The sequence below is a fragment of the Streptomyces griseus subsp. griseus genome, from assembly GCF_000720255.1.
GTDB lineage: Bacteria > Actinomycetota > Actinomycetes > Streptomycetales > Streptomycetaceae > Streptomyces > Streptomyces griseus_I.
This window is the reverse complement of record NZ_JOJE01000045.1, coordinates 1-26146: the sequence shown is the minus strand read 5'-3', so window position 1 is coordinate 26146 and position 26146 is coordinate 1. Positions and strand designations below refer to the sequence as shown.

Here is a 26146-nt window from a genome sequence, read left to right as displayed (position 1 = left end):
GTGCTCGGCCCTCTCGGGATACAACCTTGCTAACCGGATAGCTGTCCGCTACGTTCCCGGTATCGGACGGCTATCCGTTCGGCTCTGCCGCTGCCACGACAAGGGCGGCCGCCGGTGCGACAGGCGTACGCCCACTCCTGCCCTAGACGCTCACGGAAGACTCCCTTGCCATGAAACTGCTCATCCTCGGGGCGACCGGCCCCACCGGCCGTCATGTCGTCGACCTGGCCCTGCGCTCCGGTGACTCGGTCACCACCTTCGTACGCAACCCGGCGGCTCTCGGCGACCTGACCGACCAGGTCACGGTGGCCACCGGAGACGCCACGTCGCACCGCGACATAGCCGCCGCCGCGGTGGGACACGACGCGATCGTCTCCGCGCTCGGCAGGGGCAACTCCATACGCGCCGACGGCCTCTTCACGCGTGCCTCGGCGGCTGTGATCGGTGCGGCCAAGGAGGTGGGCGTCTCCCGGCTGGTCTGGCTGTCGTCGTTCGGCGTCGGCTACACCCTCGACGAGTCGAGCACCGCCCAGAAGGCGATCTACCGCACCCTGCTGCGGTCGATCTACGCCGACAAGGAGATCGCCGACGAGCGGATCCGCTCCAGCGGTCTGGACTGGACCGTGGTCTACCCGACCCGGCTGACCCACGGCCCCGCCAAGGGTGCCTACAGCGCGGGGGACAGTCTGCCGATGAAGGGCAACCCGACCATCAGCCGCGCGGACGTGGCCGCCTTCATGTATCAGGCGGCACACGGCAGCGAGTGGATCCACCGCAGCCCCGTGATCACCGACTGACGGTGACGATCGACCATGGCACCGTCCGGAGGTCCGACTCGATGATCGGCCTGCCGGGCGATGCCGCTCGGCGCGTGGCCGGGCCGTCGTCGGGACATGGCGCAGCAACAAGGATCTGGTGCCCCTCGCGGACGATCGCCAAGGTCCTGTCGCGGTGAGAGCGAGGCACCGGAGAATCGGCGCGCCGAGAACGGGCTCCGCCCACGCCTGCCGACCACCAGGCCAGGAACAGGCCGACCTGGTCAGCGTGCCGCCCTCCGAAAGCTTCGCGTGGGAACGTGCGCACCTTGCCCGCGCCATCGAGCGCCGCCGACTCGGCCCCCCGTCCTGTTCTTCGATCTGATCCTGGAGATCATCCACTCCTTACAAACCTTCACGCCCGCGTTCGTGATCAGCGGGGGAACCGGAGGACCGTCGGACTCGACGTTTACACCGACGCGGTCGACGGCGTGAGCGGCCTGTCCCTGTGGCGGCTGTTCGGCACCTCGCTGCGAATGTTCGTCGACATGGACGGCAGTGCCATGTTCGGCCCCATGTTCGCCATGTCCGTCCTCACCCTGGTACCCGTGCTGCTGTTCTTCCTGGCCTTCCAGCGGCTGCTGGTGGAGGGTGTGCAGACGACCGGACCCAAGGGCTGAGAGGGCGCGCCACCATGACCCGTACGTGGTTCGCCCGTTTCGCGGACTCTCTACTGCTCGGCGTCCTGCTGCTGTTCGCCTCGCTGCCGGTGGTCACCGCCTTTCCCGCGCTGCTCGCGGGCTGCGTCCTGTTGCGCGAACAGGCCACCGAGGGACAAGAGGTGACGGTCACTCACTTCCTGAACCGTTGCGCTCGGTGTTGCGCTCAGGTCCCGCCGTGTGGACCGCCCCACTGTCGTACCGGCGCTGCTGTGGCTGGACGCGCTGGCCCGGGACGCCCGGGGCTCCGGCACGGGACCCGCCTTCGCCACGGCCGCGGCGGTGCTCGCGGCACTGGGGCTGCGGTGCGCGGCCGCGTGGCGGGAGGACATGCGGTGGCGTACGACCCTGGCCTCCGTGTTCCGGACCGTGCCGCAGCGACCGATCGCACTCGCCCCGCTCGCCGCGGCGAGCGGAACCGCCGCCGTGCTGCTGACCATGGCTCCGGTCCTGCTGCTCATCGCCCTCGGCCCGCTGGCCCTCGCCGCCACGGCCGCGGACACCTGGCGGGCCCGTGACGCGCTGAGCCGCCCCAGCCATGACAGCCATGACAGCCATGACATCCATGAGAATCCATCCCCGAACGGAGATCTGCATGTCGTCCGACACCGCACGACCCCGAGCCGCCGTGGTCGGTCTGGGCGCCCGCGCCCGGCTGTTCACCCAGGCACTGGCCGGACCCTACGCGGACCGGTTCGAACTGGCCGGCTTCTGCGATGTCAACCCACACCGGATGGCGGTCCACAACACCTGGCTCGCGGAGCACCACCCGGGCCGGACGCCCGTACCGACGTACCTCGCAGAGGACTTCGACGAAATGCTGCGCCGCGAGCGGATCGACCTGGTCGTGGTGTGCAGCGTGGACCGCACCCACGACCACTACATCGTCCGGGCCCTCGAGGCGGGCTGCGACGTCGTCACCGAGAAACCCATGACCACGGACGCCGACAAGGCCCGCCGCATCCTGGATGCTCAGCGGCGCACGGGACGGGACGTGCGGGTCGCCTTCAACTACCGCTACAACCCCGTGCATTCGGCCGTACGGGAACTCGTCGCGTCCGGAGAGATCGGCGAGGTCGGATCGGTGCACTTCGAGTGGCTGCTCGACCTGCGCCACGGCGCCGACTACTTCCGCCGCTGGCACCGCGACAAGGTCAACTCCGGTGGGCTCATGGTCCACAAGGCCACCCACCACTTCGACCTGGTCAACTGGTGGCTCGGCACACGACCCGAGAGCGTGTACGCCCAGGGCGGCCTGTTCTTCTACGGCGACGAGGCCGGCCGGCGCCGAGGCCTCGCCCGTGACTACCACCGAGCGCACGGCTCCCCGGCCGCCGGTTCCGACCCCTTCGCCGTGCACCTGGCCGACTCACCCCTGCTCAGCGCGCTGTACCTGAACGCAGAGGCACATGACGGCTACCACCGCGACCAGAACGTGTTCGCCCCCGGGGTGACGATCGAGGACGACATGGCGGTCCTGGTCCGGTACGCCACCGGGGCCACCCTTACGTATCACCTGACCGCCTACTCCCCCTGGGAGGGCTACCGGATCGCCTTCAACGGCAGCGCAGGCCGCCTGGAGCTGCTCGTGGAGGAGTCGACCTGGACCCGCCCCAGGATGCCGACGAACGGCTCCGACCCCGTCCTGCACGGCGCCGAGGCGGACGACACGGCCGGACGTACCGAACTGCTGCTGCGCCGCTTCTGGGAGAAGCCGCGCGAGATCGAGGTCGCGACCGGCGAGGGCGGGCACGGCGGCGGTGACGTACGCATGCTCCAGGACCTCTTCGGCACCCGCGCCCCGGACCCCCTGCACCGCGCGGCCGACGCGACCGACGGCGCCCGCTCCCTGGTCACCGGCCTGGCCGCGAACCACTCCTTCGAGACGGGCCTCCCGGTGCGAACAGGGGACCTGCTCGAATTCTGACGGCGGTTGCTTTATCTATCGAGATTCGATAGATTCCCATCGCAGAACGATGGGGAAGGTGGGGCCATGGGAAAGCTGACAGTGCGTGCGCTGCGTGCGGTGCTCGTGGGGGTGCTCGTCGGCACCGTGTTCGTGCAGGCCATGATGGTGTGGGTGTTGGTCAGTGGGAGCGACCCGGAGGACGGGTCGCTCCCACTGACCGCGCTGCGCGTGATCACGATTCTGGGCATGGTGTCGGTCCAGGTCGCCGTGGTCTGCGTATGGCGACTGGTGACGATGGTGCGGCGCGGAACCGTGTTCTCCGACGCCGCCTTCCGGTACGTGGACGGCGTGATCGGCGCGATCGTGGCGGCTGCCCTCGTGTGGTTCGCGGTCACGGCCGTCAACGCGCCGGGCCAGCGGGACGACCCGGGCGTCACCGTGATCATGGGCGGGGTCGGCGTGGCCATCCTGGGCGTCGCGCTCATCGTGCTCGTACTGCGGATGCTGCTTGCCCAGGCCGTCGCCCGCGACGTCGAAGCCACGCAGATGCAGGCCGAGTTGGACGAGGTGATCTGATGCCGATCGCCGTCGACATCGACGTGATGCTGGCCCGGCGGAAGATGTCCGTGGGCGAGCTCGCGGACCGGGTGGGCATCACTCCCGCCAACCTGGCGGTGCTCAAGAACGGCCGCGCCAAGGCGGTGCGCTTCGCGACGCTCGCCGCGCTCTGCGAGGTGCTCGAGTGCCAGCCGGGCGACCTGCTGCGCTGGGAGGTCGAGGAAGCCGCCGGCGAATGACGTGGTGCACGCCGCAGCGGTCGCTGGTGGTGCACGCCCAGCCTCCCTACCAGGTCACCGGCAGTTCGTAGACCCCGTAGACGACCCCGTCGTTCTTGAACGGGATCCGGTTCAGGTCGGCGGCGCGGCGCAGGGTGGGGACGCGGCGGAAGAGGGTGCCGTAGACGATCTGGAGCTCCAGCCGGGCCAGGGGCTGGCCGAGGCACTGGTGGACGCGGAAGCCGAAGGCCATGTGCCGGCGGGCGTCGCGGCCGACGCCGAGCCGGTCCGGCTCGGGGAAGTGGCCGGCCTCCCAGTTGCCGGTGGCGCCGGGGATGATGACGCCGTCTCCGGCGTGGATGACCTGCCCGCCCGCCTCGACGTCCGCCAGGGCGACCCGGCGCTGGCCGTTGTGGACGACCGTCAGATAGCGCAGCATCTCCTCCACCGCGCCGGCGACGACCTGCGGATCGTCGGTGTCACGGACGACGGCCAGCTGGTCGGGGTGCTCCAGGAACGCCAGGACGCCGAGGGCGATCATGTTGGCGGTGGTCTCGTGCCCGGAGCCGAGCAGCAGCAGGCCCAGCATGGCGGCCTCGTGGCGCGTGAGCTCGCCGGCCCGTGTCCGGCCGGCGAGGTCGGAGAGCATGTCGTCGGCCGGGTGGGCGAGTTTGGCCTGGAGCTGCTCGTCGAGGTACGTCAGCAGCTCGCCGGTGGCGGCCCGGGACTCCGCCGGCGTCGCGTCCCGGCGGACGCCCACCTTGCTCCTGCTCTGGAAGAACTCATGGTCGTCGTACGGGACGCCGAGCAGTTCGCAGATCACCAGCGACGGCAGGGGCAGCGCGAGGGCCTCCACCAGGTCGACGGGGCGCGGCCCGGCCAGCATGGTGTCGATGAAGTCGTCGGTCATCCGCTGGACCGTCGGCCGCATGGCCTCGACGCGCTTGATGGTGAACGGGGCGGTGACCATTCGGCGGACGCGGGCGTGCTCGGGATCGTCCATGTTGAGGAAGGACGGCGGGTTCTTGGCGAAGGCATCCTGGAAGGCGGCGCTCGCGTGCGGGAATCCAGGCAGCCGGGGGTCGACGCTGAGGCGGTGGTCGCCGTACAGGGCCCTCTGGTCCGCGTAGCGGGTCACCAGCCAGGGTGTGCTGCCGTCCCAGAGCCGGACCCTGGACACCGGGTGCTCGGAGTGCAGCCGCATCATCTCGGGAGGTGGCGCGAACGGACAGTCGGCCGCTCGCGGCATGGGGAACTCCGGTACCGCGTCGTCCGTCTCCTCGTGCGCGGCGGGCGTCAGCGTGTCGGACACGGCACTCCTCGGGGTGGGGGGAAGGGGCCGGGGCCATGGAAGCCGAAGACCCTGACAACTCACCGCCAGAAAGCTGACACGTGGTCGATGTGGGGCGGATCACACGGACAGCCGCCCATGGCCTACGGCCGTGCCAGCCGGCGCATCTCCAAGGCGAGGTGAAGCCTGAGACGGCCCTGCGGGGTGCGGACCGGCCAGCCCAGCAGGTGCTCGGCATGGGTCAAACGGTCCTGGAGCGTGGAGTGGTGGACGTTCGCCTCGGCGGCGGCCGCCCGCAGGCTCCCCGTCGTCGCGACGGCGTGCAGCGTGACCAGCAGCCAGGGCACGTCCGCGGCGGCCGCGTCCAGCGCCCGCACGTCCGGCGGCGGCTCGGCCCCCGGCGCGACGAGGTCGGCCAGCAGCGCGAGACCGCCGAGCTCGTCGGCGTACACCACCCGGGGGCCGGGGTCCTGCGCGGTGTCGGCCGCGGTGAACCGCAACGCGGTGCGCGCGGCTGCCCAGGAACCGGGCAACTGGGCGAGGGGGACGGCGGGACCGACGCCGAGCCGGCCGATGGTGGTGACGGCCGCGTCGGCCCGCGTGGGTCCGGCGTGAGCCGCCCCGGCCGAACCGGCCGCTGCTCTGAGGTGCCCGTCGTGCGGCGAGAGGGCCCGAGGACGGTCGGCGGCCGTCTCGCCCCGCCGGCCCGCCGCGTCCTGCCCGCGGTGCCCGTCCTCCCCGATCCGCACATCCGCAGAGACCACCCGGGGCCGGCCGCCGAGCGGGGCCAGGGCACGGGCACGGGTGCCGGGGTCCAGCCCGAGGCGGCGGGCCGCGTGGAGCCGGGCGGCTTCGGGGGCCGTGGCGTCGAGGACCGTCTCGACCAGCGCGGGGTCGTCGACTGGGGCCCGGCCCCGGGTGCGGTCCAGCACGAGCCGTACGGCGCCCGCGGCACGCTCGAGGATCACCGCGTCCACCACGCTGGGCGGGGCCTCGGTGCGCTCCAGCCACAGCGCGGGAGCGCCGCCCGGGGTCAGTGCGGCAGAGGGCCACACCGGATCGGGCGGCAGGGCGGTGTCGCGGCGGGTGCCGTCCGCCTCGATCCGGATCCGCACCAGCCGGTCCGCGTCGACGAGCCGCGCCGCCACCCCGGAGAGCACGGCGGCGCCCCGCACCAGCGCCTCCATGCCCGCCCGCGACTCGGCCAGTCGATCGAAGTAGGCGATGACCCGCACCGCCGCCCCGGCATCCGGGTCCACCGCGGTCAACCGCCCGGCCAGCTCTTTCATGCGCCCATCATGCGCCACGGCCCCTCAGGGCAACAGCACCGAGCGCAGGTCGAACCCCCGCCCGGCGCCCACGCCCACGGCCGCGGTACAGACCCTTCCCCTGGGGCGACGCGCCCCCTCACTCCGCCAGCAGCCTCCGCAGCCAGTCCAGGTGGGCCGCGCGGGCCGCGCGGGAGAGGGTGGCCTGGGGGGCGAAGCCGTCGAAGCCGTGGAAGCCGCCGGGCCAGACGTGCAGCTCGGCGATGCCGCCGGCCTGCCAGACGCGGGAGGCGTAGCCGACGACCTCGTCGCGGAAGGTCTCCGCGGAGCCGACGTCGAGGAAGGCGGGAGGCAGGCCGGAGAGGTCCTCGGCGCGGGCGGGGGCCGCGTACGGGGAGACGTCGGGGCCGCCGCGCAGCTCGCCGAGCAACGCCGTCCACCCGGTCTCGTTGGACGTACGGTCCCAGATGCCCAGGCCCGCCATCTGGTGGGAGGACGGCGTGTCGTTGCGGTCGTCCAGCATCGGGCACATCAGGAGCTGGCCGATCGGCCGCGGCCCCTGGCGGTCCCGGAGGAGCAGGGCGAGCGCCGCGGTCAGGCCGCCGCCCGCGCTGGCACCGGCGATCACGATCCGCTCGGGGTCGGCGCCGAGCTCCTTGGCGTTCTCCGCCGTCCACAGCAGACCGGCGTAGACGTCCTCGACCGGCGCCGGGTGCGGATGCTCGGGGGCGAGCCGGTACTCCACGGACACCACCACCGCGTCCAGCTCCTTCGCCCAGGCCAGCGGCCCGTCCACGCCGACCCGGTTGTTGCCGAGGATCATGCCGCCGCCGTGGACGTGGTAGATGACGGGGCGCGGACCGGAGGGGGCCGGGGCCGCGGGGCGACAGATCAGCAGCGAGATGGCGGGCGCGCCCTCGGGCCCGGGCACCTCACGGTCCTCCACCTCGAAGAACCCGTCCACTGCCAGGTCCAGATCGGCCAGCAGCTCGATGCCCGGACCCCGGCGGGCGTCCTCGATGTCCTCCGGGGTCAGGCTCGGCGAGATCACGTCCTTGATCAGTTCCAGCGCTGCGGCGAGTTCGGGGTCGAACGGGGGCGGGACCGTGGTCATGGCGTACTCCTCAGAGGGAACGCGGCGGCTCCTGCCGCCATGATGCGTGCCGACATGATGCGCGCGTCCGTGGCCGCCGGGAGCGCCGCCGTCCGGCGGGACCTGCCCGCCATTCGGCGGGCAGTCCGCCCCGGCTGACCTCCGCCCTTACCGGGTCATTACCTTCAGTTCACCTGGTGGAGGTGGAAGGGATCCGGCCATCCGACAACGATGTTCATTCCCCCACAGGCCCTTGGGAGTACCTCCAGTGAACGTGTCCCTCACCGTCTGGCTGCTGACCGTCGCGGCCCTGTGCGCGCTGGTCGCCGTCGACTTCTTCATCGGCCGCAAGCCCCACGACGTGTCACTCAAGGAGGCGGGCACCTGGACGATCGTCTGGGTCGTGCTGGCGTGCCTTTTCGGCCTCGGCATCTTCCTCTACGGCGGTGGTGGACCCACTGGTGAGTTCTTCGCCGGCTACATCACCGAGAAGTCGCTGAGCGTCGACAACCTCTTCGTCTTCGTCCTGATCATGGGCAAGTTCGCGGTGCCGACCCAGTACCAGCAGCGCGTGCTGATGGTCGGCGTCATCATGGCGCTGGTGCTGCGGGCCGGGTTCATCGCCGCGGGCGCCGCGATCATCTCCGCCTTCTCCTGGGTGTTCTACCTCTTCGGCGCCTTCCTGATCTGGACCGCATGGAAGCTGGTCCAGGACGCGCGCAAGGAGGAGCACGAGGAGGAGTACCAGGAGAACAAGCTGCTCAAGGCGGTGGAACGGCGCTTCGGTGTGGCCGACCGCTACCACGGCACCAAGCTGTGGATCGAGCAGAACGGCAAGCGGGTGATGACCCCGATGCTGGTCGTGATGCTCGCGATCGGCTCCACCGACGTCCTCTTCGCGCTCGACTCCATCCCCGCGATCTACGGGCTGACCCAGGACCCGTACATCGTGTTCACCGCCAACGCCTTCGCGCTGATGGGCCTCAGGCAGCTGTACTTCCTCATCGGCGGCCTGCTGAAGAAGCTGGTCCACCTGTCGTACGGACTGTCGATCATCCTGGGCTTCATCGGCGTCAAGCTGGTGCTCCACGCATTGCACGAGTCCGGGGTCCACGTCCCGGAGATCAGCATCCCGTTCTCGCTCGGCTTCATCGTGCTCGTCCTCGCGGTCACGACGTTCACCAGCCTGCGGGTCTCCAGGAAGCAGGAGCAGCAGGCCGCGGCCGAGGCGACCGGAGCGCCGTAACGGGAGGGCCGGGGGTCAGTCGGTCGCGGGGGCCGCTTCCGCGCGCATCATCACGCAGTCGAACTCGATCACCCGGCCCGTGTTCGCCTCGCGGGTCACGGGGTACATCCCGGTGATCCCGAAGCCGCCCGCCTCGTACGTGGCGACCGCCTCGCCCATGGCCGGGCTGCCCTCGTACAGCCGCAGCACGGCGACCTCCGACTGCAGGCCCACGAACTCCTTGACGCGCTCCCCGGCCCCGGCGAACACCTCCAGGTCGTAGCCCTGCGTGTCCATCTTCAGGAAGGGACGCGGGTCGGCGATGCCGTCGAGGGCCTTCTCCATCATCCCGTCGAGCCGGCGGATCTGGATCTCCTCCGTCTCGGACTTGGCGAACCGCAGATAGCGGTCCTTGCCGTAGTCGCTGGGCGGCAGGACGGAGTTCATGCTGTTCCAGCCGGTGTGGATGGTGCTCGCGGTGTCCTCACGGCCGAGGCCGTAGTTGTACACCCACCAGTCCGGATCGTTCTCGGCCGCCTTCTGGAGCTTGGCGAAGGTCCCGGAGGTGGGCTCGAAGGACACGATCCGGCCGGTGTAGCCGTGGCGGCGCAGCCGCCGGGCGTACTGGCCGGCGTTGGCGCCCACGTCGAACACACAGTTCACGCCGTAGAACTCCAGCATGGCGGCCACGTGCTGGTGACACAGGTACTCGGCCGCGGACAGCTGCAGCTTGCGCTCGTCCGCCAGGGCGGCGGGGTCGAGCAGCAGCCGTGCCCCGCTGTCCCCGAGCCGGACGCTCTTCGCACTGGGGACGCCCTGCTGCTGTTGCGCGCGGGCCTTGCTGCGGCTCACCACCCAGGTGTCGTCGCCGGCGTCCGTCACCGTCCAGCGGCCGTTGTCCCGTGCCAGCACGTCGGCGCCCTGGGCCAGGGGGATTCTCAGGCGGGGGGCGCGCCGGGAGACCACCGCCGTTCCCGGGCCGAGGTCGGTCACGTGCACACCAAGTCGAGGCATCAGCGTCAGCAGTCGTCGATAAAAGGTCCGCATCCACCTACCCAATCAGAGAGGACGGGCAGTGGTCGCGGGCTTGCACGATTTTCCAGCACCTTGACCCAGAAAACGCTTGCGGGAGCCCAGCCGGAGCTCTGCTGGAACTCCGCCGGAGCGGGCCCGGACGCGCGAAGGGGGCCGGAATCCTCCGGCCCCCTTCGCGCGGTGGGTGGTGATCAGGCGGCGACGGCCTCGTTCGCGTGGCCGTGCAGGCGGGCGACGACCTCGGTCAGCTGGGCGGCGACCTCGGCGTCGTCGGCCGGGTGGGTCTCGGCGAAGCGGGTCACGGAGCCGGGGATGGAGAGCTTGAGGTCCTCGATGACCTTGCCGCCGGCGATGCCCACGGCCTTGCGGGCCTCGTCCTGCGCCCACACACCGCCGTACTGGCCGAACGCAGTACCGACCACGGCGACCGGCTTTCCGCCGAAGGCACCGGCGCCGTACGGCCGGGACAGCCAGTCGATGGCGTTCTTCAGCACGGCCGGGATGGTGCCGTTGTACTCGGGGGAGAAGAGCAGGAAGGCGTCGGCGGCCTGCGCGACCTCACGCAGCTTGGCGGCGGCGGCCGGGACGCCGCCCTCGACGTCGATGTCCTCGTTGTAGAAGGGGATCTCCGCCAGTCCCTCGAACAGCTCGACCTCCGCACCCTCGGGGGCGAGCTTGACGGCGGCCTCGGCGAGCTGGCGGTTGTGCGAACCGGCGCGAAGGCTGCCGACGAGCGCGAGAATGCGAACGGACATGCGAACTCCCTGACGTGTGAAACAGTGTCGTTACGATCCGGACCGGGGTCCGCTTAATTTCTACCATCCTAAGCGGACCAGGGTCCAGTTTTGTTCCCGGTGCTTTACGCTGTTTTCATGTCCGCCGCGCTGCAGCCCTTCCCGAAGTCGCAACAGCCACCCGCCCAGCCCGAGTTGCTCCAGCTCGGCCCCGCCGAGGACGAGCCGTGCCTGCGAGCCGACGCGGCCCGCAACCGAGCCCGACTGCTGGAGGCCGCCGCGCGACTGGTGGCGGAGCACGGCGCGGCCGGGGTCACGATGGAGGCGGTCGCGGCCGCGGCCGAGGTCGGCAAGGGCACGGTCTTCCGCCGCTTCGGCGATCGCACCGGCCTGCTGACCGCGCTGCTCGACCACTCCGAGAAGAAGTTCCAGGCCGCTTTCCTCGGCGGCCCCCCGCCGCTGGGCCCCGGAGCGCCGCCCGTGGAGCGGCTGCGCGCGTTCGGCCGCGAACTGCTGCGCCGTTCGGTCGACGAGATGGATCTGCAGCTGGCGGCCGAGCCGAGTCCCGAGCGCCGGTTCTCCGTCCCGGTGCGCCGGCTCCACCACAACCATGTCGCCCTGCTGCTGAGACAAGCGGTGCCGGACGCGGACAGCGAGTTTCTCGCCCACACGCTCATGGGCTCCCTCAACCCCGTCCTGATCCACCACCTCACCGGCCCGTGCGGACTGCCCATGGAGCGTCTGGAGAAGGCCTGGTGCGATCTGGTCGCGCGGGTCACGCGTACGGGATGAATCGCCTCCGTACGGACGTCCGTTCGTAGAAACCCGGACGATGTTCCCCCGCCCGGACCGCCGTTCCGTGCTTCTGCCAAGATGCCGTACGTCATGGTGCAGATACCGAATATGCCCGCGCCCCGGTCGCCCGCAGCACCGCGCCCGGTACCCACGAGCGCCGATGTGGCCCGCCTGGCCGGCGTCTCGCGCGCTACCGTCTCCTACGTCCTGAACAACACCAGCGCCGTACGGATCAGCGAGCCCACGCGCCGCCGGGTCCACGAGGCCGCGAAGGAACTCGGGTACGTACCGCACGCGGCCGCCCGCAGTCTGCGCGCCGGACACAGCCGGATGGTGCTGATGCCCGCCCCACCGGTGCCGGCCGGCCCGCTGTACAGCCACTTCGTGCACGACTTCCAGCAGGCGCTCAGCCGGCTCGACTACACCGTCGTGCAGTACGGCGTCAGCGGCCTGCGCGGTGACGAGGCCGCCCGCGCCTGGGCCGAGCTGCGGCCGGTCGCCGTGCTGGTGCCCGGTCCCGGCATCGGGCCGGACGGGGTCGCCGTCCTCAAGCGGTCCGGAGCCCGTGCCGTGGTGACGCTCGGGGCCGAGCCCGTCGAGGGGGCCCACGCGCTGCTGATGGACCACGAAGGCGTCGGCAGGAGCGCCGCCGAGCACCTGTACGCCCGAGGGCGCCGACGCATCGGTGTCGTCGTCCCCGAGGAACGGGGCATGGAGATGTTCTCCCGCCCCCGCCTGGAAGGTGCCCGCGCCGCCCTGCGCGGCACCGACGCCACCGTGACCGTGCTGCCGCTCGCGTTCACGGAGGAGTCCGCGGCCGGACTCGCCGGCCGCTGGCGCGAACTGGGGCTCGACGCCGTGTTCACGTACAACGACGAGTACGCGATGCTGCTGATGCGTGCCCTGCAGGACGAGGGAGTGCGCGTCCCGCAGGACACGGCCATGATCGGCGCGGACGACCTCATGCTCGGCCGGCTGCTGCGGCCCCGGCTCAGCACCGTCCGCATCGACCTGCCCGCCGGGCGCGATCTCGCGGGGCTCGTCGACCGGGCGGTGCGCAACCCCGGTGCGGTGCCGGAGGCGCGGGAGACCTACGGTGCGATGGTGGTGCGGCGCGAGTCGAGTTGAACCGCCAGGGTCATGTGGTGCTCACCCGGCGTTCCCGACCACTAGTCTGTTGAGCGCTCAACCAAAGGGTAGGCGTTCGACCACCGCGTGCTGAATCGGAGAGCCGTCATGCCGTTGCTCGACCAGAAGACCTGGCAGTCCCGCCCCCTGTCGGGCCCCGAATACACCGTCACCGAGCCCGCCACCGGCGACCGGCTCGGCACGGTCACCCTCGCCGCAGCCGAGGACGTCCGACCGGCCGCCGAAGCGGCCCACCGCGCCCAGACGGAGTGGGCCCGCGTGCCCCACTTCGTCCGCGCCGGGGTGCTGCGCAAGGCCGGTGACCTGTTCGCGGCCCACGCCGAGGAACTGCGCGAGTGGCTCGTGCGTGAGTCCGGTTCGATCGCCGGCAAGGCGGACTTCGAACTGCACGTCGCCGCCCAGGAGTGTTACGAGGCCGCCGCCCTCGCCTCCCACCCGGCCGGACAGGTGCTGCCCAGCGAGGCCCCGCGCCTGTCGTACACCCGGCGTGTCCCGGTGGGCGTCACGGGCGTGATCGCGCCGTTCAACGCCCCGCTGATCCTCTCCATACGCTCCGTCGCCCCCGCCCTCGCGCTGGGCAACGCGGTCCTGCTGAAGCCGGACCCGCGCACCGCGGTCTGCGGCGGGTTCTCCCTCGCCGCGGTCTTCGCCGAGGCCGGCCTGCCCGAGGGGCTGCTGCACGTCCTGCCCGGCGGCCCCGACGTGGGCCAGGCGCTGGTCGCCGACCCACGGGTACCCGTGATCTCCTTCACCGGCTCCACGGCGGCCGGACGCGCCGTCGGCGAGGCGGCGGGCCGCCACCTCAAGCGCGCCCACCTCGAACTCGGCGGCAACTCCGCCATGGTCGTCCTGGAGGACGCCGACCTCGACGCCGTGATCTCCACGGCCGCCTGGGGCTCGTTCTTCCACCAGGGCCAGATCTGCATGACGACCGGCCGCCACCTGGTGCACCGCTCCCTCTACCAGGAGTACGTCGAACGGCTCGCCGCCAAGGCCGACTCCCTCGCCGTCGGCGACCCGCACCGCGCACAGGTCCACCTCGGTCCGCTCATCGACGCCACCCAGCTCTCCAAGGTGCACGCACTGGTCGAGGCCAGCACGGGCGCAGGCGCCAAGCTGGCCGCGGGCGGCACCCACGACCAGCTCTTCTACCGCCCGACCGTCCTGGCCGACGTCGACGACCGCACCCCCGCCTACGCCGAGGAAGTCTTCGGCCCGGTCGCGCCCGTACGGCCCTTCGACACCGCCGACGAGGCCGTGGCGCTGGCCGCGCAGAGCCCGTACGGCCTCTCGCTGGGCATCGTCACCCGCGACACCGCACGCGGTCTCGACCTCGCCGAACGCATCCCGACCGGCATCGTCCACATCAACGACCAGACCGTGAACGACGAGGCCGTGGCACCCTTCGGCGGCATCGCCGCCTCCGGCACCGGCGCCCGCTTCGGCGGCCAGGCCAACCTGGAGGCGTTCACCGAGCTGCGCTGGACGACGGTACGGGGCGACGTGGCGCCGTACCCCTTCTAGACCGCGCGGGAGCGGCCTTACTGCTCGGCCTCGGCCTGGGCGCCGCCCTGCTGCTCGGCGATCGACTTGCGGACCTCGTCCATGTCGAGCTTGCGGGCCTGCCCGATGACGTCCGTCAGGGCGGACTCGGGCAGGGCGCCCGGCTGCGCGAACACGGCGACCTGGTCACGGACGATCATCAGCGTCGGGATCGACTGGATCCCGAAAGCCGCCGCGAGCTCCGGCTGCGCCTCGGTGTCCACCTTGCCGAACACCAGGTCGGGGTTCTCCTCGGCCGCCTTCTCGTAGACCGGCGCGAACTGACGGCACGGCCCGCACCAGGACGCCCAGAAGTCGATCAGAACGAACTCGTTGTCCGTGACCGTCTGGTCGAAGTTCTCCTTGGTGAGCTCCACGGTGGTGCTGCTCATGGCGTAGATCCCTCTTCCTGGTGTAGTGGGCGAAGCCGTCGGCACAACGCGGCCGGACGACCAGCTATTCCGCATGGTGTCCGGCGCGCATACCCGTGTGGCCACGTCGCACACCACCCACCAGACTGACCCCATGACGGAAACGGAAACCATCGCGTACGACGTCGTGGTGCTCGGGGCCGGGCCCGTGGGGGAGAATCTCGCCGACCGCACCCGCGCGGCCGGCCTGACCACCGCGGTCGTGGAGAGCGAGCTGATCGGCGGCGAGTGCTCGTACTGGGCCTGCATGCCCAGCAAGGCCCTGCTGCGCCCGGTCATCGCCCGCGCCGACGCCCGCCGCGTACCGGGACTCAGCCAGTCCGTGCAGGGCCCCCTCGACGCGGCCGCGGTCCTCGCACACCGCAACTACTACACCTCCGAATGGAAGGACGACGGCCAGGTCGACTGGCTGGAGAGCATCGGAGCCGACATCTACCGCGGCCACGGCCGGCTCACCGGGGAGCGCACTGTGACGGTCACCGCCCCCGACGGCGAGCGCCGCGTCCTGACCGCCCGGCACGCGGTCGCTGTCTCCACCGGCAGCCGCGCCCAGCTGCCCGACCTGCCGGGTCTCGCCGACATCAAGCCCTGGACCAGCCGGGAGGCGACGAGCGCGCAGAGCGTGCCCGGCCGCCTGGTCGTGGTCGGCGGGGGAGTGGTGGCCACCGAGATGGCCACCGCCTGGCAGGCCCTCGGCTCGAAGGTCACCGTCCTCGTCCGCGGCAAGGGCCTGCTCAACCGCATGGAGCCCTTCGCCGGCGAACTGGTCGCAGAGGCCCTCAACGAGGCCGGCGCGGACGTGCGCACCGGTACCTCGGTGGTGTCGGTGAGCCGCGAGAACGGCAGCGTCGTGGTCGTCACCGACCGCGGCGACCGCATCGAGGCCGACGAGATCCTCTTCGCCACCGGCCGCGCCCCGCGCACCGACGACATCGGCCTCGACACGGTCGGACTGGAACCGGGCGGCTGGCTCGCGGTCGACGACAGTCTGCGGGTGACCGGCACCGACTGGCTCTACGCCGTCGGCGACGTCAACCACCGGGCGCTGCTCACCCACGAGGGCAAGTACCAGGCCCGCATCGCCGGCGCCGCGATCGCCGCCCGGGCCTCCGGTACGACGACCCCCGCGTCGGAGCCATGGGGCGCCCACGCCGCCACCGCCGACCACGCCGCCGTCCCGCAGGTCGTCTTCACCGACCCGGAGGCCGCCGCCGTGGGCCTCTCCCTCGCCGAGGCCGAGCAGGCCGGCCACCGGGTCCGGGCCGTGGACGTCGAGTTCTCCTCCGTGGCCGGCGCAGGCCTCTACGCCGACGGCTACCGCGGACGCGCCCGCATGGTGGTCGACCTGGAGGAGGAGATCCTGCGCGGCGTCACCTTCGTCGGCCCCGGCGTCGGCGAACTCATCCACTCCGCGACCATCGCCGTCGCCGGCCAGGTACCGATCAGCCGGCTCTGGCACGCGGTTCCGCCGTACCCGACGATCAGCGAGGTGTGGCTGCGGCTGCTGGAGGCGTATAGGGGGTGAGAGCGGAGTCCGGCACGGCGCGGTTGATCGTTCGCGGGGGGCGTTGAGCACGAAGAGCCCTCCGCTTCGGGGCCGATGGCGGCCGCCTCGGTGATCAGCCGGGCAGGGGGAAGCCCAGGGCCTCGGCCGCCCGAGCGGGGGTGGCCTGGGCCCAGTACTCGGCGGCCGCCTGGTGCGAGGACAGGGAGCGGAGCTCGGCCCGGTCGAGGTAGAGGACGCCGTCCAGGTGGTCCGTCTCGTGCTGGACGATCCGTGCGGGCCAGCCCGTGAACACCTCGTCCAGGGGGCGCCCGTGCTCGTCCTCGCCGGTCAGCCGCACCTCGGCGTGCCGGGCGACCACCGCCTGGTACCCCGGGACGCTCAGACAGCCCTCGTAGAACGCGGCACGGGCGGTGCCGACGGGCTCGTAGACCGGGTTGACCAGCACCCGGAACGGTTGCGGCACCCGGGCACGGGCCACTCTGACCTCCTCCGGAACCGGCGCGGGGTCCTCGATGACGGCGATCCGCAGTGCCACGCCGACCTGCGGCGCGGCGAGGCCCACACCCGGCGCCGCGTGCATGGTGCGGCGCAGGGCCTCGACGAAAGGCGCGAGGAGCGCGGGCTCCAACTGTCCTTCGAAGCGCTCGGCGCCACGCCGCAGCACCGGGTCGCCGGCCGCGACGATGGGCAACGGGCCGTCGGTGTCGAGGAGTTCCGCGACCCGCTCGGCAAGGGGCGCGCGGTCAGGGGGAGATGCCATCGCGCCAGCATGCCACGACACCCACGGCGACCGGGGCACTCTGCTGTGACGCAGACCACTTTGTTCGCCGGGAACTCGGCCGCCCCGCGCTCCGACTACTGGAGCGACACGGGCTGAGACAGGCCCAGGACCACCCGGAGAACCCGCCGATGACCACCGCTTCCTCGACCTCCCCCACTTCCGGCTCCGCTCCAGCGGGGGGACCCTCATCGGACGAGGCCCCGCAGCAGAGCGCCCCGGTGCCGACGCCCGGCACATGGGCCCCGCTGCGCCCGCTGATCCTGCGACTGCACTTCTACGCGGGCGTGTTCGTCGCGCCGTTCCTGCTCGTCGCCGCCGTCACCGGATTCCTCTACGCCGGCGCCTTCCAGGCCGAGAAGCTCGTGTACGCCCATGAGATGACCGTGTCCGTGGGGGAGACGAAGCTGCCCGTCTCCGAGCAGGTGGCCGCCGCCCGCAAGGCCCACCCAGGGGGCACGGTCTCGGCCGTACGCCCCTCCCCGGAGGCCGACGCGACGACCAGGGTGCTGCTGTCCGGCGTCGAGGGCGTCGACCCGAACCACACTCTCGCCGTGTTCGTCGACCCGTACACCGGCAAGGTGCGCGGCGCCCTCGAACAGTACGGCGCCACGGGGGCGCTGCCGCTGCGCACCTGGATCGACGAGTTCCACCGTGACCTGCACCTCGGCGAAACCGGCCGGCTCTACAGCGAGTTCGCCGCGAGCTGGCTGTGGGTGATCGCGGGCGGCGGCCTGGTGCTGTGGTTCTCCCGGCGTCGCGCCCGGCGCACAGTGCGCGGTACCAGCGGACGCCGCCGCACCCTGGGTCTGCACGGCAGTGTCGGCGCATGGGCCGCCGTCGGATTCCTCTTCCTCTCGGCGACCGGCCTGACCTGGTCGACGTACGCCGGGGCCAACATCGACGAGCTGCGTACGTCGCTCGGCCATTCCACTCCTTCGGTGTCCGCGACGACGGGCGGGGACCATTCGGGCCACGGTGCGGCGGCCGGTGCGGACTCCGGCGGCGACGCCGGACACGGCGTGGGCCTCGACAAGGTGCTGGCGGCGGCACGCGCCGAGGGGCTCGGCGACCCGGTCGAGATCGTCCCGCCCGCGGACGCCTCCTCGGCGTACGTCGTCAAGCAGGTGCAGCGCAGCTGGCCCGAGAAGCAGGACTCGGTCGCGATCGACCCGGCGACCGGCGAGGTCACCGACGTCCTGCGGTTCGCCGACTACCCGCTCCTGGCGAAGCTGACCCGCTGGGGCATCGACCTGCACACCGGCGTCCTCTTCGGCCTGGTCAACCAGATCGCCCTGATGCTGCTGGCGCTGTCACTGGTCCTGCTGATCGTGTGGGGCTACCGCATGTGGTGGCAGCGCGGCCGCGGCTCCGCCTTCGGCCGCCCGGTCCCGCGCGGTGCCTGGCAGCAGGTGCCCCCGCAGATCCTCGTCCCGCTGGCGGCCGTCGTCGCCGTCGTGGGCTACTTCGTCCCGCTGCTGGGCATTCCGCTCGTGGCCTTCGTGGTGCTGGACATGATCCTCGGCGAGATCGCGTACCGGCGGGGGCGGCGGACGTACGGGAAGGCGGCGTAGCCGGCGCGTACGTGGGACGTGGGGGCCGCACACCACCAACGGCGCCGGGCCCGACTCCGTGGGGGAGCGGGGCCCGGCGCGCTGTCGTGAGGGTGCGGATCAGAGCCGCTCGAAGTCGCCCGCGAGGGCCGAGGCGAGGCGCAGGTGCGGTCCGGCCTCCTCGTGGCGCCCCTGGCGTTCGAGGGTGCGGCCCAGCATCAGCCGGGCGTACTGCTCCACCGGGTCGCGCTCGACAATGACACGCAACTCCGTCTCGGCGCGGTGCAGTTGGGCCGAGTGATAGTAGGCGCGCGCCAGCAGCAGCCGGGGTCCGGTCTGCTCCGGCACCTCCTCGACCAGCCCACCCAGGGCGCGGGCCGCGGCGGCGTAGTCCTTGGCGTCGAAGAACATCCGGGCACGCTCCCAGCGCTCCGCCGGGGTTCCGTGGTCGTAGTACGTGATGTCCACTCTGACCTCCTTCGACGCCGACAACCGAGTAGATTGGTTCAATATTCCACTACATCGTGAGGGGCCCTCGGCGCCGACGGTGAACGCGATCGGGAGCGCGCTGACGCGACACCCCTCACGGGACTAGGTTGGGCGACATGAGCAATCTTGATCGCGTGGCGGCTCCCGCCGTGTGCGGCGGCCGTGGTTTCGTCGTGGCGGAGCCCGTCCGCGAACTCCTCAGTCCTCGCCGGGTCCAGCTCGGCGAGGCCACCGAAGTGCGCCGCCTCCTGCCCAACCTGGGCCGTCGCATGGTCGGCGCCTGGTGCTTCGTCGACCACTACGGCCCCGACGACATCGCCGACGAGCCCGGCATGCAGGTGCCCCCGCACCCGCACATGGGACTTCAGACGGTGAGCTGGCTGCACGAGGGCGAGGTGCTGCACCGTGACTCCACGGGCAGCCTGCAGGCGATCCGCCCGCGCGAACTGGGCCTGATGACCTCCGGCCGGGCCATCAGTCACTCCGAGGAGAGCCCGAAGTCCCACGCTCGCTTCCTGCACGGCGCCCAGCTGTGGGTCGCCCTCCCCGACACCCACCGCCACACCGACCCGCACTTCGAGCACCACGCCGAGCTGCCGGTCGTCACGGCTCCCGGCCTCGAGGCCACGCTGATCCTGGGCGGCCTCGACGGAGCGACCTCGCCCGGTACGACGTACACCCCCATCGTCGGCGCCGACCTCACCCTCGCCCATGGCGCGGACGTGCACCTGCCCCTGGAGCCCGACTTCGAGTACGCCGTCCTCTCCATGTCCGGCGAGACCCACGTCGACGGCGTTCCCCTGCTGCCTGGCTCCATGCTCTACCTCGGCTGCGGCCGCACCGGACTCCCCCTCCGCGCCGAGTCGGACGCGAGCGTGCTGCTGCTGGGCGGCGAGCCGTTCGAGGAGGAGCTGATCATGTTCTGGAACTGGATCGGGCGGACCCAGGAGGAGATCGTTCAGGCCCGCCAGGACTGGATGACGGGCACGCGCTTCGGCGAGGTGAAGGGCTACGACGGGGCTCCGCTGCCCGCACCGGAACTGCCGCCGGTGCCGTTGAAACCGCGGGGGAGGGCGCGCTGACCTGTGGAAACGCGTCAGCTTTGGTGGCCGCACGGTGGAAGGTGGTCGGGTAATTCTCACGGTCTTCCACCTGCTTTCCGGAAGGCGCCCAAACGCCCCGCTGGCTCAGGCCGGTGCGGTTGGCGACTTCCACGGAGTGGCTGTCCATGGGCGGCTGTGGCAGGACTCTTGCTGACCTGATGCTGACTCCGCTGACGCCTCGGCAGGCTCGAGTGAGGGGCTCCTTTCCGCGCTTCGGCGCTTGCGTAGGCGTTTGCAGGTTCGGTGGTGTCCGGACCGATCTTCTTCACCGCCTTGGTGTCCTGGATGGCCTTCTTCGCCACGGGCTGGGCCGACTTCAGGAGGCTGTCGAGGCAGTTGGCCGTCTTGTGAACCCAGCACCTTTGGTGGCCGGTTTCGGAAAGGACCTCGTTCAGCGCGTGCCAGAAGCCGAGGGCGCCGTCGCCGACGGCGAGGACGGGTGCGCGCATGCCGCGCCGCTGGGCAGTCCCGCAGCACGTCCGCCCACGACTGGGACGACACGCGGTAGCCGTCTGCCATCGCGATCAGTTCGGCGCTGGACACAGGGGGGAGGCGGTGCGGCAGGCGTACACTGCTGAGCAAATGACCTTTTAATGCGCTAAACCTCGTAATCCGGGCAAGGGTGTAGCCGGTGCCGTCGGATACGGCGTTCGGTGTACCCGCGAGGCCTGCGGCACGCTCCGCCGCGTGGTGGCCTTCACCCATCGGCGCTCGGAGGCGACGCGGGCGGATCCCGTAGGCGCCAGGAGGAAGATTTCGCAATGACCCGGCCCGATGACCCGCGGACCGCGGCGGCCCGAATGTTCGCCGAGGGCGGCGCGTTCGGCGAGCTTCTGGCCGGGATCGACTGGGCGGTGACGCCGCTCGGGCCCCCCGAGTCCTGGCCGGGGCCCCTGGTGGACACCCTGCGTCTCATGCTCACCTCCGAGCAGGGGATGGCGCTGTACTGGGGCGCTGAATTCGCCACGCTGTACAACCTGGGCGCCGCACCCATTCCTGGCGCCAAACACCCCTGGGCGCTCGGCAAGCCCTACAAGGATGTGTTCCCCGAGGTCTGGGCCCCCGTGAGCTCCCACTTCCACTATGTGACCGGCAGCCGCAAGCCCCTGCTGATCCCGGACGAGCCGCTCATCATGGAGCGCCACGGTTTTCTGGAGCAGTGCTACTTCGACTCCGCCTTCCAGCCCGTGCTGCTGGACGACGGCACCGCCGCCGGCGTGCTGCAGATCCTCACCGAGACCACCGGCCGGGTGCTGGGCGAGCGCAGGCTGCGGCTGCTGAGCGAGACCGGCGCGCGCACCGCCGGGCTGCTCACCCCGGGCGAGGTCGCCCGCGTGGTCGCAGAGGTGGCGGGCGGCTACCCCGAGGAAATCCCGTTCCTGGGTCTGTACCTGGCCGCAGAGCCGGGGGTGCCGTCGGCGGCCTCCGCGGGGTTCCGGCCGGCTTCCGAGACCGTCTCGCTGAGCGCGGCCGGCGGGTCGGAGGTGGCGGCCCTGCTGGCGCGGGTGGCCGCCGACGGGACCGCGGCCACGCTGCCGGCCGCGGCGTTCGGCAGCGGCAGCACCGCCGGGCAGCACGCCGCGGCTCCCCGGCTCCCGGTCGAGGAGGTGCTGGCCCTGCCACTGAACTCCGCGGGCCGGGTAGAGGGTGTGCTGGTGGTGGGCGTCAACCCCTGCTTCCCTCCCGCCGGGGCCTACCAGGACTTCCTGGAGGTGCTCGCCTCCACCGTGGCCGGGGCGCTGTCGGCCGCGCTCGCCCACGACGAGCAGCGCCGACGGGCGGAGGCGCTGGTAGAGCTGGACCGGGCCAAGACCGCGTTCTTCGCCAACGTCAGCCATGAGTTCCGCACCCCGCTCACGCTGCTGCTGGGCCCGCTTCAGCAGGCCCTCGCCGACGAGGACCGGCCCCAGCGGCGCGAGCAGCTGGCGATGGCCGAGCGCGGCGCCCTGCGGCTGCTGAAACAAGTCAACACTCTCCTGGACGTGGCCAGGGCCGAGGCAGGGCAGATGCGGGGGAACTTCGAGCCTGTCGACCTGGCCGGTGCCACGGCCGAGCTGGCCGGGGTGTTCCGCTCCGCCTTCGAGGTGGCCGGGCTGAAGCTGGAGGTGGACTGCCCGCCGCTGCCCAAGCCGGTGTCCCTGGACCGGGAGATGTGGGAGAAGATCATCCTCAACCTGCTGAGCAATGCCCTGAAGTTCACCTTCACCGGCGGCGCCCGGGTGCGGGTGGCCGCGGTCGGCGACCGGGCCCGGCTGACCGTGACCGACACCGGCACCGGAATACCCGAAGACGAGCTGCCGCGTCTGTTCGAGCGATTCCACCGGGTCCGCGGTGCCCGCTCCCGCTCCCACGAGGGCAGCGGCCTCGGCCTGGTGCTGGTGAAAGACCTGGTGGAAGCGCACAGCGGCACCGTCACCGTGGACAGCCGGCTCGACCGGGGCACCACGGTCACCGTGGACCTCCCCTTCACCTCTGCTTACCGGCCCCGCCAAGACCGGCAAGCCCCCAGCGCGGAGCCCCCCGGGGAAAACCGAAGCGGCGGGCCGGGCCGCGCCGGGGCCTATGTCAACGAGGCGCTGGGCTGGCTGGAGGCCGACACCGCCCCCGCCGCGGCCACCCCCGCGGCACGCACCCCGCACGCCACCGCGACCCACGACGCCCCCCATCGCCACGGCCCGCACGAAACCGGCCGGGCCCGCCTGCTGGTCGTCGACGACAACGCCGACATGCGCGCCTACCTCACCCGGCTGCTGCAGCCCGACTACGACATACTGCTCGCCGCCGACGGCCGGGCCGCCCTGGAGATGGCCCTGGCACAGCCGGTGGAGCTGGTGCTCAGCGACGTGATGATGCCCCGCATGGACGGCTTCGAGCTGGTCCGGGCGCTGCGCGCGGACCCGCGCACAGCCCGCCTTCCCATCGTCCTGCTCACCGCCCGTGCCGGCGAGGAGGAATCCGTGCAAGGCCGGCACGCCGGCGCCGACGACTACCTGGCCAAACCCTTTTCCGCGCGCCAGCTGCTGGCGCGGATCCGCACCGGGTTGGAACTGTCCCGGCTACGCGAACAGGTCCTGACCGAGACCCGCAACCAGCAGGTCATGCTGGCCTCCCTCGCCGACGCGGGCCTGCGGCTGTCCGCCACCCTCGAACCCGGCCAGGTGCTGCAGGGTGCCGGGGAGGTGCTGGTGCCCGACCTCGCCGACCAGATCAGCATCCACCTCACCGACACCGACCCCGCCGCGGCACCCGTCCCGGCGCAGTCGCCCCCGACATACACCGCCGGCGTCCCCCTTCTTGCCCGCGAGGTACTCGCCACCGCAGCCGCCCACGCGATGCGCGGCACGCCCGCCCCCCAAGAACCGGCGCCCGCCACCGTGCTGGCCCTGCCGCTGCACTCCCACGACCAGGTCCTGGGGGCCCTCGTCCTCGCCCGCCACTCCGGGGGCTACTCGGCGGTCGAACGCAAGTATCTGGAAAACCTCGCCCACCGCCTGGCCCTGGCCTATGACAACGCCACCCGCTACCACACCGAGCGCCGCCTCGCCCTGACCCTGCAGCGCGCCCTGCTGCCCCACCGCCTGCCCCAGGTTCCCGGGATGCGGCTGGCCGCCCACTACCGGGCCAGCAACCGCGGCGCCGAGATCGGCGGCGACTGGTACGACGTGCTCGCCCTGCCCGACAGCACCATCGGCCTGGCCATCGGCGACGTCATGGGCCACGACGTGGACGCCGCCACCGTGATGGGCCAGCTCCGCTCCGCCCTGCACAGCCTCGCACTTGAAGGCGCGGGCCCGGCCCAAGTGCTGGCCAGGCTGGACGCCTACCTGCAGTCGCTCGCCACCGACCGCTTCGCCACCTGCCTGTACGCCGTCTACGACCCCCACCGCCACCGCCTGCGCTACGCCGCCAGCGGCCACCTGCCGCCCCTGCTGGTGGCGGGCGGGCGAACCGCCTACCTGGAGGTGGACCCCGCCCCGCCGCTGGGACTGGGCAGCACCCCGGTCGGCCGCGAGGTGGCATTCCCGCCCGGCACCAGCCTGCTGCTGTACACCGACGGCCTGGTAGAGAACCGGGCGCTGTCCCTCGACGCCGGCCTGACCGCCCTGCACGACGCCTGCGACACGCTGCCCGCCGCCGCCCGCACCGACCCCCAGCGGATCACCGAGCGGGCCCTGGCCCTGCTGAACAACCCCGACCGGGTCGACGACGACACCGCCCTGCTCGCCGCCACCGCCGAACCATCGCGTCATTCCGCCTGACCCGCCGGCTGACGGAAGTGTCACACAACCGACCGCTACTGCTGGCGCTCGGCGCCGTCCGAGCGTTCGGCGGTGGCCGCGGTGTCCGTGCCGTCGCTTTATTCACGAGTCGTGGCTCTGGCTCAACTTTGTGGAGCCGCCACGCTCGGTACGGTTGGCGGCACCGCTCTGACTGGTCAGGCTCCGAGACATGCGTGGACCAGTGTTGACGATCGAGCTCGCTGAGGCGCTCCCGCATACCGTGATGCGGCGGCTCCGGGAGTTTTCTGGGCCCGCGCAGCGGGGGAGGGTGCGCTGACCTGGGTGAACGCCGGAGCGATGGCGTCTTATGAGAGGGAGGCGGGCCGGGCGACGCCTCCCACTTCGCGACGCTCACCGGAAGACGGCTGGGTAGGTTTGAGGACCTGAGTCGGTGTGGTGGGTGATTCCACGGTGTGGCTGTCTGTGGGCAGCTGTGGCAGTGCCGTTGTTGATCTAATGCTGACTTTGCTGACGTGTTGTCAGGTGGGGTGCATGGGCTCCATGCGTAGTTCTGCTGCTTGAGGCTGTCGCTGGGAGACAACGAGAAGGAAGCGAGCACGGCCTCCCCGCGATTGTGCAGGGCTGCCGTGCTCGCTGCTGGAGGCGCTCGGAGAGGCCGGTTGCTTGTAGTTGTAGTGGCGGATGTACTTGGTCGGGAAGTTGACGGACTGGAAGGAGGTGCCGACCCCGCTGTTGCCCGTGGTGGGGCAGAAGGTGGCGTCCTGCGCGAACGAACTGGGAGCCGGGGGTGAGGGTTCCGGTGCTGGTCGAGCCGCTGTTGTAGCCGGCGGCGGTGATGTTGGCCTGGACGGCGTTCTCGGTGGCGTCAGAGGGGTAACCCTGGGTCATGACGCCTTCGTAGAAGGTGCCCTGGGCCCACTTGCTGTTGTCACCGCCGATGCCGAGGATGATCGCGCCTTCCTTGTGCATCGGGTTGTAGCCGGAGACGGTGGGGCGCACGCCGTTGTAGAACGTGGACAGGCCGCCCGACTGGGCGTCCCCGCCGCGGAGGGCCCACTGGTTCGGGCCTCCCTTGAGCATGGCGGTCAGGAACCGGTTGTCGACGCTGGGGTCATTGGCGTTGAATCCGCGGTTGACCCCGGAGAACAGGCCGTTCTCGAGGTCGGCCATGACCCAGGGGCCGTTGCCGCTGCCCCAGCCCCAGCCCTTGTTGTTGCCGAAGTAGAGGGCCTCCATGTGGCCGTTGCCGGTGTCCAGGTTGTTGGTCTCGGCGTTGCCGTAGTCGAAGCAGCAGCCGCCGTTGAAGTGCTTGCCGTTGAAGATCGCGTACATGCCCTCGGGCTGGTCGCCGGTGGCGATGCCGTTGGTGTTGTTGTTGCGGTAGCCGGTGCCGGGGGCGACGTAGACGCCGTACGCCTTGTGGCCGCCGACGGTGACCGGCGCCTCGAAGGCGTTGGCGAGGTTGTCCGGCCCGCCGGCGGCTCCGCCCCCGGGCGCCTGGGTGAGGTTGTTGCCCCTGGGGGACTGGTCGTAGATGACGGTGATGACGCAGCTGGTGTTCGCGCAGAAGGAGTCCTGCGCGGCGGCGTCGGCGACACCTCCGGCGGCCAGCGGGACGATGTTCTTGGTCGTGTTGTCGGAGGCGCGCTTGACCTGGTACAGCGGGCCGTTGTACGCCCCGTACAGGGCGCGGGTGGTGCTGTGCGCGGCGACGCAGGGGGTGCCGCCCGCGGCGTAGATGTCGCACGGCCCC

At 71.5% G+C, this 26146-nt stretch carries 22 protein-coding genes and 2 pseudogenes; 13 read left to right on the top strand and 11 right to left on the bottom strand.

Annotation, left to right across the window (positions count from 1 at the left end):
- Positions 1-170: 170 nt before the first annotated feature.
- Positions 171-797 (top strand): NAD(P)-dependent oxidoreductase, encoded by a 627-nt coding sequence (locus tag IG99_RS36985; RefSeq protein WP_037682187.1) that lies wholly within the window; start codon positions 171-173, stop codon positions 795-797.
- A gap of 449 nt (positions 798-1246) precedes the next feature.
- Positions 1247-1435: a hypothetical protein gene (locus IG99_RS36980; RefSeq protein ID WP_037682185.1), complete on the top strand. Its 189-nt coding sequence runs from the start codon at positions 1247-1249 to the stop codon at positions 1433-1435.
- Positions 1436-1485: 50 nt separating this feature from the next.
- On the opposite strand, the gene IG99_RS36975 is transcribed toward IG99_RS36980, so the two are convergent.
- Positions 1486-1914 (bottom strand): hypothetical protein, encoded by a 429-nt coding sequence (locus tag IG99_RS36975; protein WP_158973314.1) that lies wholly within the window; start codon positions 1912-1914, stop codon positions 1486-1488.
- 155 nt (positions 1915-2069) lie between these two features.
- Between IG99_RS36975 and IG99_RS36970 the strand changes: the two genes are divergently transcribed.
- From IG99_RS36970 to IG99_RS36960, 3 genes are all read left to right on the top strand, one after another.
- Positions 2070-3401, top strand: coding sequence for a Gfo/Idh/MocA family protein (locus IG99_RS36970; protein WP_037682182.1), 1332 nt, complete (start codon positions 2070-2072; stop codon positions 3399-3401).
- A gap of 66 nt (positions 3402-3467) precedes the next feature.
- Positions 3468-3959 carry a DUF2975 domain-containing protein gene (locus IG99_RS36965; RefSeq protein ID WP_037682179.1) on the top strand — a complete coding sequence of 164 codons (492 nt, stop codon included), beginning with the start codon at positions 3468-3470 and terminating at the stop codon, positions 3957-3959.
- Entirely contained in the window at positions 3959-4180 is a 222-nt protein-coding gene (locus tag IG99_RS36960) for a helix-turn-helix domain-containing protein (RefSeq protein ID WP_037682177.1), read from the top strand. Before IG99_RS36965 ends, IG99_RS36960 begins: the two co-directional genes overlap by 1 nt.
- Before the next feature lie 46 nt (positions 4181-4226).
- On the opposite strand, the gene IG99_RS36955 is transcribed toward IG99_RS36960, so the two are convergent.
- The 3 genes from IG99_RS36955 to IG99_RS36945 form a co-directional block, all read right to left on the bottom strand.
- A complete protein-coding gene (locus IG99_RS36955) occupies positions 4227-5471 on the bottom strand; it encodes a cytochrome P450 (RefSeq protein ID WP_037682175.1) in 1245 nt (414 codons plus the stop codon).
- A gap of 122 nt (positions 5472-5593) precedes the next feature.
- Entirely contained in the window at positions 5594-6739 is a 1146-nt protein-coding gene (locus IG99_RS36950) for a helix-turn-helix domain-containing protein (protein WP_037682174.1), read from the bottom strand.
- Between the two features lie 118 nt (positions 6740-6857).
- Positions 6858-7832, bottom strand: a complete 975-nt coding sequence (locus IG99_RS36945) for an alpha/beta hydrolase (RefSeq protein WP_037682172.1) — start codon at positions 7830-7832, stop codon at positions 6858-6860.
- 247 nt (positions 7833-8079) lie between these two features.
- Between IG99_RS36945 and IG99_RS36940 the strand changes: the two genes are divergently transcribed.
- Positions 8080-9057 carry a TerC family protein gene (locus tag IG99_RS36940; RefSeq protein WP_037682171.1) on the top strand — a complete coding sequence of 326 codons (978 nt, stop codon included), beginning with the start codon at positions 8080-8082 and terminating at the stop codon, positions 9055-9057.
- A 15-nt stretch (positions 9058-9072) separates the two neighbouring features.
- On the opposite strand, the gene IG99_RS36935 is transcribed toward IG99_RS36940, so the two are convergent.
- Positions 9073-10029, bottom strand: a complete 957-nt coding sequence (locus tag IG99_RS36935) for an FkbM family methyltransferase (RefSeq protein WP_234312084.1) — start codon at positions 10027-10029, stop codon at positions 9073-9075.
- A gap of 233 nt (positions 10030-10262) precedes the next feature.
- A complete protein-coding gene (locus IG99_RS36930) occupies positions 10263-10826 on the bottom strand; it encodes an NADPH-dependent FMN reductase (protein ID WP_037682167.1) in 564 nt (187 codons plus the stop codon).
- A gap of 117 nt (positions 10827-10943) precedes the next feature.
- Here IG99_RS36930 and IG99_RS36925 point away from each other — a divergent pair, with 117 nt between their 5' ends.
- The 3 genes from IG99_RS36925 to IG99_RS36915 all read left to right on the top strand — a co-directional run bounded on the left by IG99_RS36925 (position 10944) and on the right by IG99_RS36915 (position 14273).
- Positions 10944-11597: a TetR/AcrR family transcriptional regulator gene (locus IG99_RS36925; RefSeq protein ID WP_037682166.1), complete on the top strand. Its 654-nt coding sequence runs from the start codon at positions 10944-10946 to the stop codon at positions 11595-11597.
- Between the two features lie 81 nt (positions 11598-11678).
- Positions 11679-12728 carry a LacI family DNA-binding transcriptional regulator gene (locus IG99_RS36920; RefSeq protein WP_078948134.1) on the top strand — a complete coding sequence of 350 codons (1050 nt, stop codon included), beginning with the start codon at positions 11679-11681 and terminating at the stop codon, positions 12726-12728.
- A gap of 108 nt (positions 12729-12836) precedes the next feature.
- Positions 12837-14273 (top strand): benzaldehyde dehydrogenase, encoded by a 1437-nt coding sequence (locus IG99_RS36915; RefSeq protein ID WP_037682164.1) that lies wholly within the window; start codon positions 12837-12839, stop codon positions 14271-14273.
- A gap of 17 nt (positions 14274-14290) precedes the next feature.
- On the opposite strand, the gene trxA is transcribed toward IG99_RS36915, so the two are convergent.
- Complete coding sequence (gene trxA, locus IG99_RS36910; protein WP_037682162.1) at positions 14291-14683, bottom strand: thioredoxin; 393 nt, start codon at positions 14681-14683, stop codon at positions 14291-14293.
- Positions 14684-14816: 133 nt separating this feature from the next.
- On the opposite strand from trxA, the gene IG99_RS36905 reads away from it, so the two are divergent.
- Positions 14817-16247 (top strand): dihydrolipoyl dehydrogenase family protein, encoded by a 1431-nt coding sequence (locus tag IG99_RS36905; protein ID WP_037682240.1) that lies wholly within the window; start codon positions 14817-14819, stop codon positions 16245-16247.
- Between the two features lie 94 nt (positions 16248-16341).
- Here IG99_RS36905 and IG99_RS36900 read toward each other — a convergent pair whose 3' ends face one another.
- The gene (locus IG99_RS36900) at positions 16342-16989 is read right to left on the bottom strand and encodes a peptide deformylase (RefSeq protein ID WP_037682161.1); all 648 of its coding nucleotides are present in this window, start codon (positions 16987-16989) and stop codon (positions 16342-16344) included.
- 149 nt (positions 16990-17138) lie between these two features.
- Here IG99_RS36900 and IG99_RS36895 point away from each other — a divergent pair, with 149 nt between their 5' ends.
- Positions 17139-18581 (top strand): PepSY-associated TM helix domain-containing protein, encoded by a 1443-nt coding sequence (locus IG99_RS36895; RefSeq protein WP_037682159.1) that lies wholly within the window; start codon positions 17139-17141, stop codon positions 18579-18581.
- 99 nt (positions 18582-18680) lie between these two features.
- Here IG99_RS36895 and IG99_RS36890 read toward each other — a convergent pair whose 3' ends face one another.
- Entirely contained in the window at positions 18681-19028 is a 348-nt protein-coding gene (locus tag IG99_RS36890) for a tetratricopeptide repeat protein (protein ID WP_037682158.1), read from the bottom strand.
- Positions 19029-19165: 137 nt separating this feature from the next.
- Between IG99_RS36890 and IG99_RS36885 the strand changes: the two genes are divergently transcribed.
- Positions 19166-20131, top strand: coding sequence for a pirin family protein (locus tag IG99_RS36885; RefSeq protein WP_037682157.1), 966 nt, complete (start codon positions 19166-19168; stop codon positions 20129-20131).
- A 299-nt stretch (positions 20132-20430) separates the two neighbouring features.
- Here IG99_RS36885 and IG99_RS46560 read toward each other — a convergent pair.
- Positions 20431-20683: pseudogene (locus IG99_RS46560) on the bottom strand (transposase); the annotation flags it as partial.
- A 230-nt stretch (positions 20684-20913) separates the two neighbouring features.
- On the opposite strand from IG99_RS46560, the gene IG99_RS36880 reads away from it, so the two are divergent.
- Positions 20914-24411, top strand: coding sequence for a SpoIIE family protein phosphatase (locus tag IG99_RS36880; RefSeq protein WP_037682155.1), 3498 nt, complete (start codon positions 20914-20916; stop codon positions 24409-24411).
- Positions 24412-25058: 647 nt separating this feature from the next.
- Here IG99_RS36880 and IG99_RS36875 read toward each other — a convergent pair.
- A pseudogene (locus IG99_RS36875) lies at positions 25059-26146 on the bottom strand (arabinofuranosidase catalytic domain-containing protein); the annotation flags it as partial.